The organism is Pseudoxanthomonas sp. SE1 (assembly GCF_029542205.1).
Lineage (GTDB): Bacteria > Pseudomonadota > Gammaproteobacteria > Xanthomonadales > Xanthomonadaceae > Pseudoxanthomonas_A.
On the sequence record NZ_CP113783.1, the window covers coordinates 3,363,701 to 3,378,311 of the forward strand.

Here is a 14,611-nt window from a genome sequence, read left to right on the forward strand (position 1 = left end):
CTTCCCGGTTCGCTAAAAGAGCGATCAATTGAACCACGGAAAACCACTAAAAACCCGGTTTTCCCTCTGCTACCCACCTTAGCACTGCGCACAAGGTTGTCAACAGGGAAGCGGACGGGAAATCGCTTGGCGGATCAATGGCTTGCAGCAAACTTCAGAGACTTGTTCAAGCCTTATCCACAAGTTGCTGTTTCGTCTCAAATTTTGAGATTGAGGAAGGATTCAGTGAGGTGATCGCCGTTTCACATGCGGGCCGGCCGCGACATGCGGAGCGGAGTGGAACTGCGCAAACCGCCGGTCCAGAATCCCCCCATGTGTCTTGTCGCGCTCGCATGGAACGTCCATCCCCGCTGGCGACTGCTGCTGGCGGGCAACCGTGACGAGTTCCACGCGCGCCCGACCGCCGCGCTGGCGATCTGGGCCGAGGCGCCCGGTGTCATGGCAGGCCGCGACCTGCAGTCGGGCGGCACCTGGGCCGGCGTGGACCAGCAGGGCCGGATGGCGGTGGTGACCAACGTCCGCGACCCGGCCATCCAGGTGCCGGGGGCGCCCTCCCGGGGCCAACTCGCGGCGGGATTCCTGGGCTCGCCCGACAGCGCCGACCACCGCACGGCAGGCCTGTTGGCGGCGGCGGAAGGATTCGCCCCGTTCAATCTGCTGCTGGCCGATGCGGTCGCATGCGAATACCTCAGCAACTACCCGACGCCGCGCCGGATCCCGCTGGCACCCGGCCTGCACGCCGTCTCCAATGGGGATCTGGACGAACCCTGGCCCAAGACGATGACACTGAAGGAGCGCCTGGCCGCTTGGGTGGCCTCCGGGGAAGATGACGTGACGCCCTTGTGGCAGGCCCTGTCGGACGAAACCCGCGCCCCGGATACACGCCTGCCCGACACCGGAGTGGGCCTGGACCTGGAACGCATGCTGTCCTCCGCCTTCATCCGCGACACCCGCTACGGCACCCGCGCCAGCACCCTGATCGCCATCGACCACGCCGGACATGGCTGGATCAGCGAGCGCCGGTTCGGTCCGGAGGGGGTGTTCGAGGGTGAAACGACGTTGCGGATAGGAACGGGCGGGTAGTCAACCCGTCCACGCCTGAAGTCGTGCGGTCGCGACTGACGTCGCTCCTGCAAGGAAAAATCAGCGAATACCCGCTTACCAGCCCCCTGAGTCAGGGGGCGATCCGCACCGCAGGTGCGGATGGGGGTGTGGCAGCAAGGCTCGGGGCCCAAAGTTTGCGTCCGCAAACTTTGGGGGCTTTCCTGCGCTTGCGCAGGAAAGTCAGCGGCGGAGCCGGCCGATAAGCCGGGTTCTGTCGTGGACAGTCATTCCTCTAGGCGCAACGTCACCGTTACGCTCAAGCAACCTACCCGGACCCGACGCGGGCCGCGCCATGAGGTCCCTATTTGGTCTTGCTCCCGGTGGGGTTTGCCGTGCCGGTCCGTTGCCGGACTCGCGGTGCGCTCTTACCGCACCATTTCACCCTTGCCGTCCTGTCGAAACAGTCTTAGGCGGTATCTTTCTGTTGCACTTTCCGTCGGCTCGCGCCGCCCAGGCGTTACCTGGCACCGTGCCCTGTGGAGCCCGGACTTTCCTCGGCATTGTTTCCAATGACGCGACTGTCTGGCCGGCTCCGCCACGCGCATTGTCGCACAGACCACCCGCCTGCCCGGCCGTCGCGATCATCGCAATGCATGCAACGCCATCCCGGCAAGCGGCATCGCCACGACCATCCAGCCCACCGGCAGGCGACCCCACACCAGCGCAGCGAAGCCCGCAACGACGGCCACGACATCGGCGACACCCGACACCGCGCCGGACCACAGCGGACCGCACAACGCCGCGAGCAGCAGGCCGACCACGGCGGCATTGACGCCTGCCAGCGCACGCCGCATCCCGGGCAAGCCGACGATCCGCTGCCAGAACGGCAACACACCGAGCACCAACAGCAACGCCGGCAGGAAGACCGCGATCAGGGCCAGCGCCCCACCCGCCCATCCTCCGGGACCGGCATCCATCGCGGCCCCGAGATAGCCGGCGAAGGTGAACATGGGTCCCGGCACCGCCTGCACGGCACCGTAGCCGGCGAGGAAGGCGTCCTGCGACAGCCAGCCCGGCACCACCACACCCGATTGCAGCAGGGGCATCACCACGTGGCCACCGCCGAACACCAGTGCACCCGCGCGATAGAACACACCGGACACGCCCGCCAGCGAGTCCGCCCCCCACCACGACGCCGCCAGCAACCCGGCGAACGCCACCAGCGCCAGCACGCCCACCCGTCGCGACGGCACGCCCTGCATGCACACCGACGACGGAGTGGTTTCGCCAACCTGAAGCCCCAGCCCCACCAGCGCACCGACGACGATCACCGCCACCTGCATGCCTGCCATCGGCCAGGCGACCAGTGCCGCCGCGCACGCCAGCATCAGCAGCCGCGTGGCGGTGCGCTGGCAAAACGCGCGCGCCATGCCCCACACCGCCTGCGCGACAACGACGACCGCCAGCAACTTGAAACCGTGGATGAGGCCCTCCGGCACCACGTCGCGCCACTGCGACAGGCTGGCGCCCAGCGCCACCATCAGCAGCGCGGAGGGAAGCGTGAAGCCACACCAGGCAGCCAGCGCGCCAGGCAGGCCGGCACGGCCCAATCCCACCACCATTCCCACCTGGCTGCTGGCAGGTCCGGGCAGCACCTGGCACAGGGCGACGATATCGGCGTACTCGGCCTCGCCCAGCCACCGGCGGCGCACGACGAAGGCTTCCCGGAAATATCCCAAGTGCGCGATGGGCCCCCCGAACGAGGTCAGGCCCAGGCGCAGGAAGACCAGAAAGACGCGCCAGGCCTCCATCACGTCAGCCGCGTCGGCCGCACGCCGTCATTCTGCGCCGGCCTTCATCCCGTACAGCGCCTTGCGAGGGGCGCCAGTGATCTCCGCGGCGAGCTTGGCCGCGGCGGACGGCGGCAGGTGCGCGTTGAGCAGGGCATAGACGCGGCGCCCTTCCACGAGCTGCGCACTTTCATCGTTCGCGGCGCCTTGGACCATCACCACGAACTCACCCTTGCGCTGGTTGTCATCGGCATCGACCCGCGCCTGCAGCTCGGCGAGCGTGCCATCCAGTACGGTCTCGAACAGTTTGGTCAGCTCACGCGCGATCACGGCGGGGCGGTCGGCACCAAAGGCCATGCCCATGTCCGCGAGCGATTCGGCGATGCGGTGCGAGGACTCATAGAACACCAGCGTGCGCGCCTCGCCCGCCAGACGCTGCAGTTGCTCCCGCCGCGCGGACGCCTTGGCAGGCAGGAAACCTTCAAACGTGAAGCGGTCGCTGGGCAGCCCGGCCACGCTCAGCGCCGCGATGGCCGCGCACGCGCCCGGCAACGGACTGACCTTGATGCCCGCCGCACGCGCCGCGCGCACCAGGCGGAAACCCGGATCGCTGACGAGTGGCGTACCGGCATCGCTGACCAGCGCCAGCGAGTCGCCGGCCAGCAAGCGCTCGACCACGCGCTGCGACAGTGCGTCCTCGTTGTGTTCGTGCAGTGCGACCAGCGGGGTGGAAACGCCGAAATGCGACAGCAACTGGCCACTGCGCCGGGTGTCTTCCGCGCAGATCGCCGCAACGCTGCGAAGCGTCTCCAGCGCGCGTGGCGTGAGGTCGCCGAGATTGCCGATCGGCGTGGCGACGATGAACAAGGTTCCGGCAGGCATTCCAGTGGGGTTCGATGGCTGAGGGTAGAATCGTAGCCGGTTCCCCTGCCCGAACGCCGATGCCGCCCATGAACCCGCCTGTTGCAAGCATGCTTTCCGTACGCATCCGCCCCGCAAGGGCCCTGCTCGCGCTGCTGCTGACCGTGTTGCTGGCCAGTTGTGCCACCACGCCCGGCGCCGGACCCACGCCCGCCGCAGTGCGCTTCGCCCCGGCCTTCGGCAACGCCGCGACACTGGCCCGGCAGGACGCCATCCTGAGCGGGCAGGCGCGCAGCGACAATGCGCGCGAGATCGACCGCCTGCTCGCTACGCTGGACGACGCCACGCTCGCGCGCGACGCCGCGGCTTTGCCGGCCGGGGATCCGCTGTACAACTTCGCCGGTCGCGCGTTGCAGCGCCGTGGCCTGCCGCTGCCGCGCCCGTTCGACCGCGGCACGCAATGGCATTTCGACGCAGGCAACCGCCCGCCTGCGGAAGCCGACGGCTACCGGCCTCCCATGAAAGTGGCCGTCCTGCTCCCGCTTTCCGGCAACCTCGCCACCGCCGCGGCGCCGGTCCGCGACGGCCTGCTGGCGGGTTACTACGGCGAACACCGCCGCCGCCCCGACGTGCAGTTCTACGACACCACCGGTACAGCGGCCGGTGCAACCGCCGCCTATGCGCGCGCGGCGGCCGAAGGTGCGGATTTCGTGATCGGTCCGCTCGGCCGGGACGAAGTCAGTGCGCTCTTCCAGCAACCGCAGCTCGCTGTCCCGATGCTGGTGCTGAATCGCGGCACGGTGGCACCGCCCGACGGCAAGGCGGGCTTCTCGCTGGCGCCGGAAGACGATGGCCTGGCCGCAGCGGAGTATCTGCTGGCGCGTGAGCGCCGCATGACGCTGATCATCGAAGGCAGCGACGACAATGGACGCCGTGCATCCCAGGCGTTCCGCGAGCGCTTCAGCGAACGCGGCGGCAAGGTCACGCGGGTGATCAGCGTGGCGGAAACCCCCGGCGACCTGTCGACCCTCCTTGCGACCGCTTCGCAGGAGGGCGTCGATTCGGTTTTCCTTGCGGTACGCGGCAGCACGGCGCGCGTCCTGACCCCGCAACTGGCGCTGGCCGGCCTGGGTGGCAAGACGCGCGTAGGCACCTCGCAGCTGACGTCGGGCACCGGCAAGCCGGTGGAAGACATGGCGCTGGACGGCATCGCCTTCCCGACCGAAACCTGGACCTCGCGCGGCGTGCCGGCGCTGCCCGCGGCCAGCGTGACCGGTGAACGCGTGCCGACCGCACGTGGTCCCGCCGCACGCCTGTTCGCGTTCGGCTATGACGCCTGGCTGCTGACGGCCTATCTGGAGAAGTTGGCGCTGGGGGTGAACACCGAGATCCGCGGTGCCACCGGGCGCCTGCAACTGGACGGCTTCGGCAACGTGGTGCGTACACCTTCGTGGTCGGTGTTCAGTGGCGGCCAGGCCGTGCCCGTGGCGGATGGCGGTTGACCGCAGGAAACGCGGGCAAGCCGTCGAAGCGGCGGCGCGCGAGTTGCTGCGTCGCGCCGGCCTGACCGATCTGGCTGCCAACGCCCTTTACCGCGTCGGTGAACTGGATCTGGTGATGCGGGATGCCACGCGCCCCGGCACACCGACCGTGGTGTTCGTGGAAGTGCGCTACCGCCAATCGCAGCTCTTCGGTGGAGGCGCGGCATCGGTCGATGCCGGCAAGCGCCGCCGCCTGGTGCATGCGGCCCTGCGCTTTCTGCAGGAGCACCCCGCCCTCGCAGACGCCCCCTGCAGGTTCGACGTGATCGACGCGCAGGGCGATCCCGCCGCGCCCCGGCTCACCTGGATCCGCGACGCGTTCCGCGCCGACGAAATCTGAGCCGTACAGGCCGCGCCTACAATGACGGCGTGAATCCAGCCCTGCCCATCGACCTGCACGAAGCCCTGTCCGCCCGCCTGGGGGACGGTTGGCTCACCGGCGACGCCTGCCGCCCTTATGGCGGCGACGATTCGCGCCAATGGGCCATGCCATGGGCCGTCGCCTTGCCGCGCACTTGCGAAGACGTGGTAGCCGTGGTGCGCGCATGCCGCGCTCACCGCATCGCCATCGTCGCGCGCGGTGCCGGCACGGGGACCACCGGTGCGGCCGTACCCACGCAGGGGGGCGTGGTGGTTTCGTTCGAACGCATGGATCGTATCGTCGAGGTGCGCGCCGCCGACCGCTGCGTGGTGGTGCAGCCAGGCGTGCTCAATGGCGACCTGCAGCAGGTGCTCGCACCGCATGGCCTGTTCTGGCCACCCGACCCCTCCAGCGCCGACCTCTGCAGCGTGGGCGGCAATCTCGCCACGAATGCGGGCGGACCGCGCGCGGTGAAGTACGGCACCGCACGCGACAACGTGCTCGGCCTGGTCGCCGTGACCGGTGCGGGTGAACTGATCCGCTGCGGCGGTGCCTACACCAAGGATGCGACGGGTTACGACCTCACCCACCTGCTCGTCGGCAGCGAGGGCACCCTGGCGCTGATCGTGGAAGCAACCCTGAAGCTGGCGCCGCGACCGCGTGCGCAGGCCGGACTGCGCGTGCTCTACCGCGATGCCATCACAGCCGCGGCGGCAGTGTCGCGCATCATGGCCCGCCCGGCGACGCCGGCCATGCTGGAATTCATGGACCGCAGCGCCCTCGCGCTGATCCGGCGCAACGGCAGCGATGTACCCGAGGCGGGTGCGATGCTGCTGGTCGACGCCGACGGCGATGAGGACACGCTGCCGTATTCGCTGCAGGCATTGGCCGACGCCGCCGAAGGCGATGGCATGCTCACGCTGGACGTCGCGCAGGACGGTACCGCGCGCGACCGGCTCTGGGCCGCGCGACGCGCCCTGTCGCCGGCGCTGCGCACGATCAAACCGGGCAAGATCAACGAGGACGTGGTGGTGCCGGTGTCGCGCATTCCGGATCTGGTGGCGGCCATGGAAGCACTGTCGGTCGAAGCCTCGCTGCCGATCGTCGTGTTCGGCCATGCCGGCAACGGCAACCTGCACGTCAACATCATGTACGACGACGGGGACGCCGCCGAGACGGCACGCGCACATGCGGCCTTGCCGAAGGTCTTCGCGCACGTGCTGGCGCTGGGCGGCACGCTGTCCGGCGAACACGGCATCGGCCTGAGCAAGCGGGATTTCATGGCGGACGCGTTCAACGTGGCGACGCTCGACGCGATGCGCGCGATCAAAGCCGCGCTCGATCCCGACGACATCCTGAACCCCGGCAAGGTCCTGCCACCGCGGAAGCCCATGTAGGAGCGACGTGAGTCGCGACCGCGCGCCATGCGCGCCGGGAAAGCCACCGACAGACGTCTGCCGTTCCCTCTTGCGTTTGATGCCGGGCCACGAACGCCGACGACGTGCGGTCGCGACTCACGTCGCTCCTGCAACAGCCTCAGGACTTCGCAAAGTGGTCGTAACCGCGGCGCTGTGAAGACCACGGCGTGCCATCGGAACGCATCGGCTGCACCCCCTCGCCCGCCATGATGCGTCCTATCCGCGTGATCCGCAGATCGAGCTTCGAGAACACGGCATCGATGCGTGCGCGCGCATCGTCAGGCGCGGTGAAGCAAAGTTCGTAGTCGTCGCCACCGCTGGCCTGCAACGGCACGCGCGTGGCTTCATCGAACGTCGCCATCAATGCATCCGACGCCGGCAACGCGTCGATGTCGACCTGCACGCCCACACCGCTCCGCGACGAGACATGGCCGAGATCGGCCAGCAGTCCGTCGGAGACATCGACGCAGGCGGTGGCGATGCCCCGCAGCGCGCGACCCGCCTCCACGCGTGGCGTGGGACGATCCAGTCGCGCACGCAGCGCATGAACCGGTCCGCGGTCGAGCAACGCCAGGCCGCCCGCCGCATCGCCGAGCGTGCCGGTGACCCAGACGTCATCGCCAATGCGCGCGCCGTCGCGGCGCAAGGCGCCGCCGGGCTCGACCATGCCCATCGCCGTCACCGAGATCGACAGCGGCCCCCGCGTGGTGTCGCCCCCCACCAGCGCGATGCCGTGGCGCCCTGCAAGATCCAGGAAGCCATCGAGAAAGCCGTCGATCCACGCCGCATCCGATTGCGGCAACGACAGCGACAGCGTGCACCAGGCGGGTTCGGCGCCCATTGCGGCGAGATCGGACAGGTTCACCGCCAGCGCCTTCCAGCCGATGTCGGCCGCTGCGCTGCCGTCGGGAAAATGGATGCCGGCATTCAAGGTGTCGGCGGTGACGACGAGCTGCAGGCCCGGCGTCGGCGCCAACAGCGCAGCGTCGTCGCCGATGCCGAGCACGATGTCGGCGCGCGTCCCCGCGCGGGCACGGATGCGGGCGATCAGGTCGAACTCGCCGACACTCATGGCGGCATCAGGCGCGCGATCGCGCGAAGTCGACGGCGGACTGGATCGCCGCGCGTGCCTGCGGGCTGTTCTTCCAGCAGCTGGAACCCGTCAGCCCGGCCGCATTGGCGACGATCTCCGACGGTTCGGCGGCGGCCAGTTGCCGCAACGAAGCGATGCCCATCTGCTCCAGCCGTTGCACGACGGTGGGACCGACACCCTTCAGCGCGAGCAAGGCATCGCGCTCTTCCGGGGGAAACCGTGCGTCGCTACCCGACACGTCAGCGTCGCGCCTGCGCCTCGGCGGGTCGCCATTCGACGGCGGCGTGATCGAGCACACCGTTGATGTACGTGTGCCCGTGTTCGGAACCGAAGCGCTTGGCGGTCTCGATGGCCTCGTTCAGCACCACGCGGTACGGCACGTCGAGGCGGTGGATCAGTTCGTAGGCTGCGATGCGCAGCACCGCGCGCTCGATGGGATCGACTTCTTCCACCGTGCGGTCGAGGAACGGCAGCAGTGCCTCGTCCAGCGACGCGCGATGCCGCACCACGCCACGCACCAGGTCTTCGAAATACTCCAGGTCGGCGATCTCGTGCGCCTGCTCGTGCGCGAACTGCGCGATCACCTGGCCCACTTCGCCGCCCGACATCTGCCACGCGTACACGGCCTGCAGCGCACGACGGCGCGCGCGCGCGCGCGTGACCGGATCGACGCCGTCCTTGCGCTGGGGATGATGTTGTCGGCTCACGTCGGCTCCTGCGGTTCTTGGGTTACGGCAACTGTTCCAGCAACTGTGCCATCTCGATGGCGGCCAGCGCGGCTTCTTCGCCCTTGTTGCCATGGCTGCCGCCGGCGCGGGCCTCGGCATCCTCGATGCGTTCCACCGCCAGCACGCCGTTCATCACCGGCACGCCGGTGTCCAACTGCACGCGCATCAGGCCTTCGGCGCAGCGGTCGGCGACGTGCTCGTAGTGGCGGGTGTCGCCACGGATCACGCAACCCAGCGCGATGATCGCGGCATGGTTCCCGGTGGCGGCCAGCCGCGAGGCGGCCAGCGGGATTTCCCACGCGCCCGGCACCCGCACAACGTCGATCATGTCCTCGCCCACGCCGTTGCCGGCCAAGCTCTGGCGCGCACCGGCCACCAGCACATCGGTGATGCGCGGGTTCCAGCGGCTGGCGATGATCGCGAAGCGGGCGCCTTCGGGCGCGCGCAGATCGCCTTCATAGTGGGACATGGCGGGTTCCTTGGGGGTGGGCAAGTCTACCAGCCGGGGCGGCGGCGGGTCCGTTCCGGCGGGTCAGGGTTGGACGTACTCGACCACGTCCAGGCCGAAACCGGCCAGGCCGACCTGCCTGCGTGGCGTGCCCAGCACGCGCAACCGGCCCAGGCCGAGGTCGGCCAGGATCTGCGCGCCGGCGCCGTTGCGGCGCCACTGGCCCACGTCCTTGGCGTTGGCCTGCACATCGGGTTGCTTGCGCAGGCGCGCCAGCAGAGCCTCGGCGCTGCGCGGTTCGGCCAGTACGACCATCACGCCCTGCCCTTCGGCCGCGATCGCGCGCAGTGCGTCGGTGGCGTGCACACCGAAGTCGTCGCGCCGCCAGTGCAGCAGGTCGCTCAGCGGGTTCTCCACCTGCACGCGCACCAGCGTGGGCGTCGTCTTGTCCGGCGTTCCACGGACCAGCGCGAAGTGCAGGTCGTGCGCGATACGGTCGCGGTAGGTGACCAGCCGGAACGGGCCGAACTCGGTCTCGATGTCGCGCTCGTCGATGCGCTCCACCGTGTGTTCGGTGGCCAGCCGGTAGGCGATCAGGTCGGCGATGGAGCCCATCTTCAGGCCATGCTCGCGCGCGAACACTTCCAGTTGCGGGCGACGCGCCATGCTGCCGTCGGGATTCAGCACTTCCACCAGCACGCCGGCCGGCTCCAGCCCGGCGAGCATCGGCAGGTCATTGGCGGCCTCGGTGTGGCCGGCACGCGTCAGCACGCCACCGGGCTGGGCGATCAGCGGGAAGATGTGGCCGGGCTGGCTGAGGTCGCTCGGCTTCGCATCCGGCCGCACGGCGGTACGCACGGTATGCGCGCGGTCATACGCGGAAATGCCGGTGGTGACGCCCTCGGCCGCCTCGATGCTGACGGTGAAGTTGGTGTGGAACTGCGCGGTGTTGTGCTGGACCATCGGCGCCAGGCCGAGTTGCGCGCAACGCTCGCGCGTCAGCGACAGGCAGACCAGGCCGCGCGCATGCGTGACCATGAAGTTGATGTCGGTCGGTTTCACCAGCTCGGCGGCCATGATCAGGTCGCCTTCGTTCTCGCGGTCCTCGTCATCGACGATGACGACCATGCGGCCGTTGCGGATTTCTTCCAGCAGTTCGGGAATGGGGGAAAAAGACATCGGTTCGATACTCGGATAGCGGAAGAGATACGGAGAATCAGGATCAAGACGGATCCCGACCTTCGCCGGGATGACGGTGAGGCATGACGCACGGGGCCTGGATGCCACTCAGCGCGCGCCCAGCAAACGCTCCACGTAGCGCGCCACCAGATCGATTTCCAGGTTCACCGCATCGCCGACGGCGGTCTGCGAGAAGGCGGTGTGAGAGACGGTGTGCGGGATCAGCGCGACCTCGAAGCCCTCGCCGTCCACCTCGTTGACGGTCAGGCTCACCCCGTCCACGCAGATCGAGCCCTTCTTCGCGATGTACTTCAGCAGGGGCGCCGGCGCGCGGAAACGCCAGCGCTGCGCGCGCGCATCTTCATGGATCGACAGCACGCGGCCGACGCCGTCGACATGACCGCTGACCAGGTGACCACCCAGGCGGTCGGTCGGGCGCATCGCGCGCTCCAGGTTGACCAGCGCGCCTTCGCCCAGACTGCCGAGCGTGGTCAGCGACAGGGTTTCGGTGGACGCATCGGCCTGGAAGCTCGATGCATCGAAGGCGATGACAGTCAGGCACACGCCATTCACCGCGATGCTCTCGCCGAGTTGCACGGCGTCGAACGGCAACGTGCCGACGGCCACGGTCAGGCGGACGTCGCCGCCCACGGATTCCAGCGCGGCGATGCGGCCTACGCCTTCGATGATGCCGGTGAACATCAGCAGGCCTCCAGCAGGAGGACGGGGAAAGCACGGGGAATCGTGGAAGGCATGGAACGTCTCTCGCGGCAGCAAAGCGGAGACGCCTCCGGGCGCGAAGGCAGGCGCACGACGCCGCGCTTCCGCGCGGTTCGGCGATGCCGTCTTCTTTCATCCGGACTATGACCGTCGGCTCCGGCATCGGACCGGATCTGCTGACCCTTCGGCGACATTGGAAAGTCCGCACACGGATGTGCGGGCTCTTGCGAGGGACTCGCATGTCACCCAGGCGCTCGCGGGCTCGTCGCTGGGCGACCTACCGCCGGTGGGGAATTTCACCCCGCCCTGAAGACGTCGTTGGTGGTGTGCCGGCGGACCGGCCCGCGCATTCTACACCGCGCCCCGCTGACCAGCAGGCTGCAAGAGGATGAACGCGCCGCAGCGCGCCCGAAAAGCGAATCACCGCTGTTTGTGCTTGCAGCCAAGACGATCTGTTCTACAGCGCCTTCCGGCGCAGGTGCAGGATCAGCGGCCAGCGCATGGTGCGCACCCGCTGCGGGTCGCCCCAGACCTCGGCCAGCGCCGGGGTATGGGCGTAGACCGGGTCCTCGCCGGTCGCGGCACGATAGCTGCCGGTGGCCGACAGGCTGCCGAAATAGCCCAGCAACGTGGGCAGGTTCCATTCTGCGGTCAGCCACAGGCGCGGCGTGGGCAAGATCTCGAACGGCCACACGTAGTCGCCATACCCCATGTCCACGTCGGCGCGCTCCGGCGGCCAGTACGGGTCGATGTCGTCGCGGACCTTCTCGGCCACCTCGGCCAGATCGTCCTCGAAAATGATGTCCTGGTAGGTCCATGCCGCGAGCACGCCGCCCGGCCGCAATACGCGCTCGCAGGTCGCGAAGAAGCGGTAGCGGTCGAACCAGTGCAGCGCCTGCGCAACGGCGACCAGGTCCACGCTGATATCCGGCAAAAGGGTGTCTTCGGCAGGTTCGACCGCCAGACTGACGTTGCTGCCGGCCTGGCCCTGCGCCCAATGGCGCTCGATCTGCGCCGCGCTGGGATCAGTGGCATGCACATGGGCGAAGCGCGCCGCGAGGCCGCGCGTGGCCTGTCCGCTGCCGGCGCCCGGCTCCCATACCTGCGCGCTGGCCGGCACGGCCGAGGCGATCACGTCATACAGCGCCTCCGGGTAGGTGGGCCGCGAGGTGAGATAGACGTCGGCGACGCCGGAAAAATGATCCTTGAAAGCCATTCTGGCGGGCGGTCAGCGGGCGGGTTGCAGCAGGAGGCGGTGATCTTCGCCAATCATGCGGCTGTCCACAATCTCCAGCTTCAGGTGCTCCGCCATCGTCTGGATGCCCAGCCCGCCGAACAGGGGCCGGGCCTGGTCGCCCAGCAGCATCGGCGCAACGTACAGCAGCACCTCGTCTGCCAGGCCTGCGGCGAGGAAAGCGCCCGCCAGCGTGGCGCCTGCCTCGGCGTGAACCTCGTTGATGCCGCGCTGGGCCAGCAGCTCCAGCACTGCCTTCAGGTCGAAGTTGCTGCCGGTCGCGGGCGCCACCACGCGCGGTACGTCGACATCGCGGGGGGGCTTGGCGTCAGCCGCATGGATGTAGAGCGTAGGCGCCCCGCCCTGCCGCACATTGCCGCGCGCCACGGTAGCGAGCCCGGGATCGAGCACCACCCGCAGCGGGGGCTCGAATGCCGTGTCGTCGCCGAAGCGCACGGTCAGCGACGGATCATCCGCCAGTACGGTGCCGGCGCCCGTCAGGATGGCCCCGGCACGGGCGCGCCAGCGCATCACGTCGCGGCGGGAGGCTTCGCCACTGATCCACTTGGAGTCGCCGTTCGCCATCGCCGTGCGGCCATCCAAGCTGGTCGCCAGCTTTACCCGCATCCACGGCCGGCCACGCTCCACGCGCGACAGGAAACCCCGGTTCAACCGGCGCGCCTGCGCCTCCATCAACCCGGCCTGCACCTCGATGCCGGCCGCGTGCAGCCGGTCGAAACCGGCTCCGTCGACTTGCGGGAAGGGGTCGCGCATCGCGGCGACCACGCGCGTCACGCCAGCAGCGACCAACGCCTCCGCACAGGGACCGGTGCGGCCGGTATGCGCGCACGGCTCCAGCGTGACGTAGGCCGTCGCGCCCTTCGCGCGCTCGCCCGCCGCCTGCAGCGCGAACACCTCCGCGTGCGGGCCTCCGGCCTTCTGGTGCCAACCTTCACCGACGATTTCAGTGCCCTGCACGATGACGCTGCCAACCATCGGGTTCGGCCGGGTCGTGTACGCACCCCGCTCGGCCAGTCGCAACGCACGCGCCATGCACTGGTGATCGAACGCAGAGAAAGCGGTATCAGTCATGCATCGCCCACGCGGCATCGGAAGGAGAGCCAGTATGCGCCACGCGCCGTGCGGGACGGATCGACATGATCACCACCGGTGTCCCGTGCAGGGACGTACGCTCCTCCACCTGCCAGCCCAGCGATGCGTAGAATTCCTCATGCCACAGCGTGAACAGGCGCAACAGCGCGACACCTTGGTGCGCCGCATGCGCCACCGCCGCCTCGACGAGGATGCGCCCGCCCCCTTGGCCGCGCGCATCCGGCAGCACGAACAGGCTGCCCAACCACGGACTGCCGCGATCCTGCAACGCGGGCGCATCTTCGATCAGCAGGCTGACCGACCCCAGCAGATCATCGCCCTCCATCAGCAACAGCGTGGTCGGCAGCGACGTGCGCGTGGCGTGGTCGCGCAGTTCGGCGGTCGCGGCGTCCAGCGTCCAGTCGTCATAGAGCGCGCCCCACTCCTGGTGGTGCCAGCGCGCGAGCAGTTCGATACACCCGGGGTGCCGTCCGATCCACTCGATACGCACGACTCAGCGCTTCTTGTTCTTGTCCGCGTGCTTGTCGAACGGAACGACGTCGCCGCCCAGCAGCGAGAGCTGGCCGGCGCCCGGCGGCAGGTCGCGTTCCAACTTCTCGATCTCCTCGCGGAAATCGGCCACGTCCTCGAAACTGCGATAGACCGAGGCGAAGCGCACATAGCCCACATGGTCGAGCTTGCGCAACTCGTTCATGACGAACTCGCCGATCTTGCGCGAGGCGATCTCGCGCTCGCCACTCATGCGGATGGCGTGGATCACCGCACGCACCGCCGCCTCGATCTGTTCTTCTGAAACCGGCCGTTTCTGCAGCGCACGGTCGAAACCGGCACGCAGCTTGCGCGCATCGAAGGTGTCGCGGCGGCCGTCGCCCTTGATGACCGCCGGCAGCTTGATCTCGATGTTCTCCAGCGTGGAGAACCGTTCCCCGCACGCCTCGCACTCACGGCGACGACGGATAGTCGCGCCGTCTTCGGACACGCGCGAATCGATGACGCGCGTGTCGGTGTGCTGGCAGAAGGGACAGTGCATGGGATCAGGAACGAGTGGAGAGGAACGAGAAACGAGTAGAAGCGGGGCTTG

15 protein-coding genes, 1 other RNA gene, 1 pseudogene and 1 riboswitch are annotated in these 14,611 nt (G+C 68.7%); of the genes and pseudogenes, 4 read left to right on the plus strand and 13 right to left on the minus strand.

Annotated features, from left to right (window positions below):
• Positions 1-312: 312 nt before the first annotated feature.
• Positions 313-1,083 carry an NRDE family protein gene (locus tag OY559_RS15890; RefSeq protein WP_277727219.1) on the plus strand — a complete coding sequence of 257 codons (771 nt, stop codon included), beginning with the start codon at positions 313-315 and terminating at the stop codon, positions 1,081-1,083.
• Between the two features lie 205 nt (positions 1,084-1,288).
• Here OY559_RS15890 and rnpB read toward each other — a convergent pair.
• The 3 genes from rnpB to rsmI all read right to left on the minus strand — a co-directional run bounded on the left by rnpB (position 1,289) and on the right by rsmI (position 3,716).
• An RNA gene (rnpB, locus tag OY559_RS15895) (RNase P RNA component class A) lies at positions 1,289-1,638 on the minus strand.
• Positions 1,639-1,685: 47 nt separating this feature from the next.
• Entirely contained in the window at positions 1,686-2,855 is a 1,170-nt protein-coding gene (gene chrA, locus OY559_RS15900; RefSeq protein ID WP_277727221.1) for a chromate efflux transporter, read from the minus strand.
• Between the two features lie 27 nt (positions 2,856-2,882).
• The gene (gene rsmI / locus OY559_RS15905; protein ID WP_277727222.1) at positions 2,883-3,716 is read right to left on the minus strand and encodes a 16S rRNA (cytidine(1402)-2'-O)-methyltransferase; all 834 of its coding nucleotides are present in this window, start codon (positions 3,714-3,716) and stop codon (positions 2,883-2,885) included.
• A 215-nt stretch (positions 3,717-3,931) separates the two neighbouring features.
• On the opposite strand from rsmI, the pseudogene OY559_RS15910 reads away from it, so the two are divergent.
• The 3 genes and pseudogenes from OY559_RS15910 to OY559_RS15920 all read left to right on the plus strand — a co-directional run.
• Positions 3,932-5,197: pseudogene (locus OY559_RS15910) on the plus strand (penicillin-binding protein activator); the annotation flags it as partial.
• Positions 5,187-5,576, plus strand: a complete 390-nt coding sequence (locus tag OY559_RS15915; protein ID WP_277727223.1) for a YraN family protein — start codon at positions 5,187-5,189, stop codon at positions 5,574-5,576. The pseudogene OY559_RS15910 and the gene OY559_RS15915, both read left to right, overlap by 11 nt.
• Positions 5,577-5,605: 29 nt before the next feature.
• Positions 5,606-6,994, plus strand: a complete 1,389-nt coding sequence (locus OY559_RS15920) for an FAD-binding oxidoreductase (RefSeq protein WP_277727224.1) — start codon at positions 5,606-5,608, stop codon at positions 6,992-6,994.
• Positions 6,995-7,133: 139 nt separating this feature from the next.
• Here the strand turns inward: OY559_RS15920 and thiL are convergent, their stop codons facing one another.
• From thiL to nrdR, 10 genes are all read right to left on the minus strand, one after another.
• Positions 7,134-8,087, minus strand: a complete 954-nt coding sequence (gene thiL, locus OY559_RS15925) for a thiamine-phosphate kinase (RefSeq protein WP_277727225.1) — start codon at positions 8,085-8,087, stop codon at positions 7,134-7,136.
• 7 nt (positions 8,088-8,094) lie between these two features.
• On the minus strand, positions 8,095-8,346 hold the full coding sequence (locus OY559_RS15930; protein WP_277727226.1) for a helix-hairpin-helix domain-containing protein: 252 nt from the start codon (positions 8,344-8,346) through the stop codon (positions 8,095-8,097).
• A 1-nt stretch (position 8,347) separates the two neighbouring features.
• Positions 8,348-8,815: a transcription antitermination factor NusB gene (gene nusB, locus OY559_RS15935; protein WP_277727227.1), complete on the minus strand. Its 468-nt coding sequence runs from the start codon at positions 8,813-8,815 to the stop codon at positions 8,348-8,350.
• Between the two features lie 22 nt (positions 8,816-8,837).
• On the minus strand, positions 8,838-9,305 hold the full coding sequence (gene ribH, locus OY559_RS15940) for a 6,7-dimethyl-8-ribityllumazine synthase (protein WP_277727228.1): 468 nt from the start codon (positions 9,303-9,305) through the stop codon (positions 8,838-8,840).
• A gap of 63 nt (positions 9,306-9,368) precedes the next feature.
• The gene (gene ribB / locus OY559_RS15945; RefSeq protein ID WP_277727229.1) at positions 9,369-10,463 is read right to left on the minus strand and encodes a 3,4-dihydroxy-2-butanone-4-phosphate synthase; all 1,095 of its coding nucleotides are present in this window, start codon (positions 10,461-10,463) and stop codon (positions 9,369-9,371) included.
• A 108-nt stretch (positions 10,464-10,571) separates the two neighbouring features.
• On the minus strand, positions 10,572-11,165 hold the full coding sequence (locus OY559_RS15950) for a riboflavin synthase (protein ID WP_277727230.1): 594 nt from the start codon (positions 11,163-11,165) through the stop codon (positions 10,572-10,574).
• Between the two features lie 138 nt (positions 11,166-11,303).
• Positions 11,304-11,501, minus strand: a riboswitch (FMN riboswitch).
• 139 nt (positions 11,502-11,640) lie between these two features.
• The gene (locus OY559_RS15955; RefSeq protein ID WP_277727231.1) at positions 11,641-12,399 is read right to left on the minus strand and encodes a class I SAM-dependent methyltransferase; all 759 of its coding nucleotides are present in this window, start codon (positions 12,397-12,399) and stop codon (positions 11,641-11,643) included.
• A gap of 12 nt (positions 12,400-12,411) precedes the next feature.
• Positions 12,412-13,509: a bifunctional diaminohydroxyphosphoribosylaminopyrimidine deaminase/5-amino-6-(5-phosphoribosylamino)uracil reductase RibD gene (gene ribD / locus OY559_RS15960; RefSeq protein WP_277727232.1), complete on the minus strand. Its 1,098-nt coding sequence runs from the start codon at positions 13,507-13,509 to the stop codon at positions 12,412-12,414.
• Complete coding sequence (locus tag OY559_RS15965) at positions 13,502-14,020, minus strand: GNAT family N-acetyltransferase (protein WP_277727233.1); 519 nt, start codon at positions 14,018-14,020, stop codon at positions 13,502-13,504. Before OY559_RS15965 ends, ribD begins: the two co-directional genes overlap by 8 nt.
• A 3-nt stretch (positions 14,021-14,023) precedes the next feature.
• On the minus strand, positions 14,024-14,560 hold the full coding sequence (nrdR, locus tag OY559_RS15970) for a transcriptional regulator NrdR (protein ID WP_142125678.1): 537 nt from the start codon (positions 14,558-14,560) through the stop codon (positions 14,024-14,026).
• Positions 14,561-14,611 lie beyond the last annotated feature (51 nt).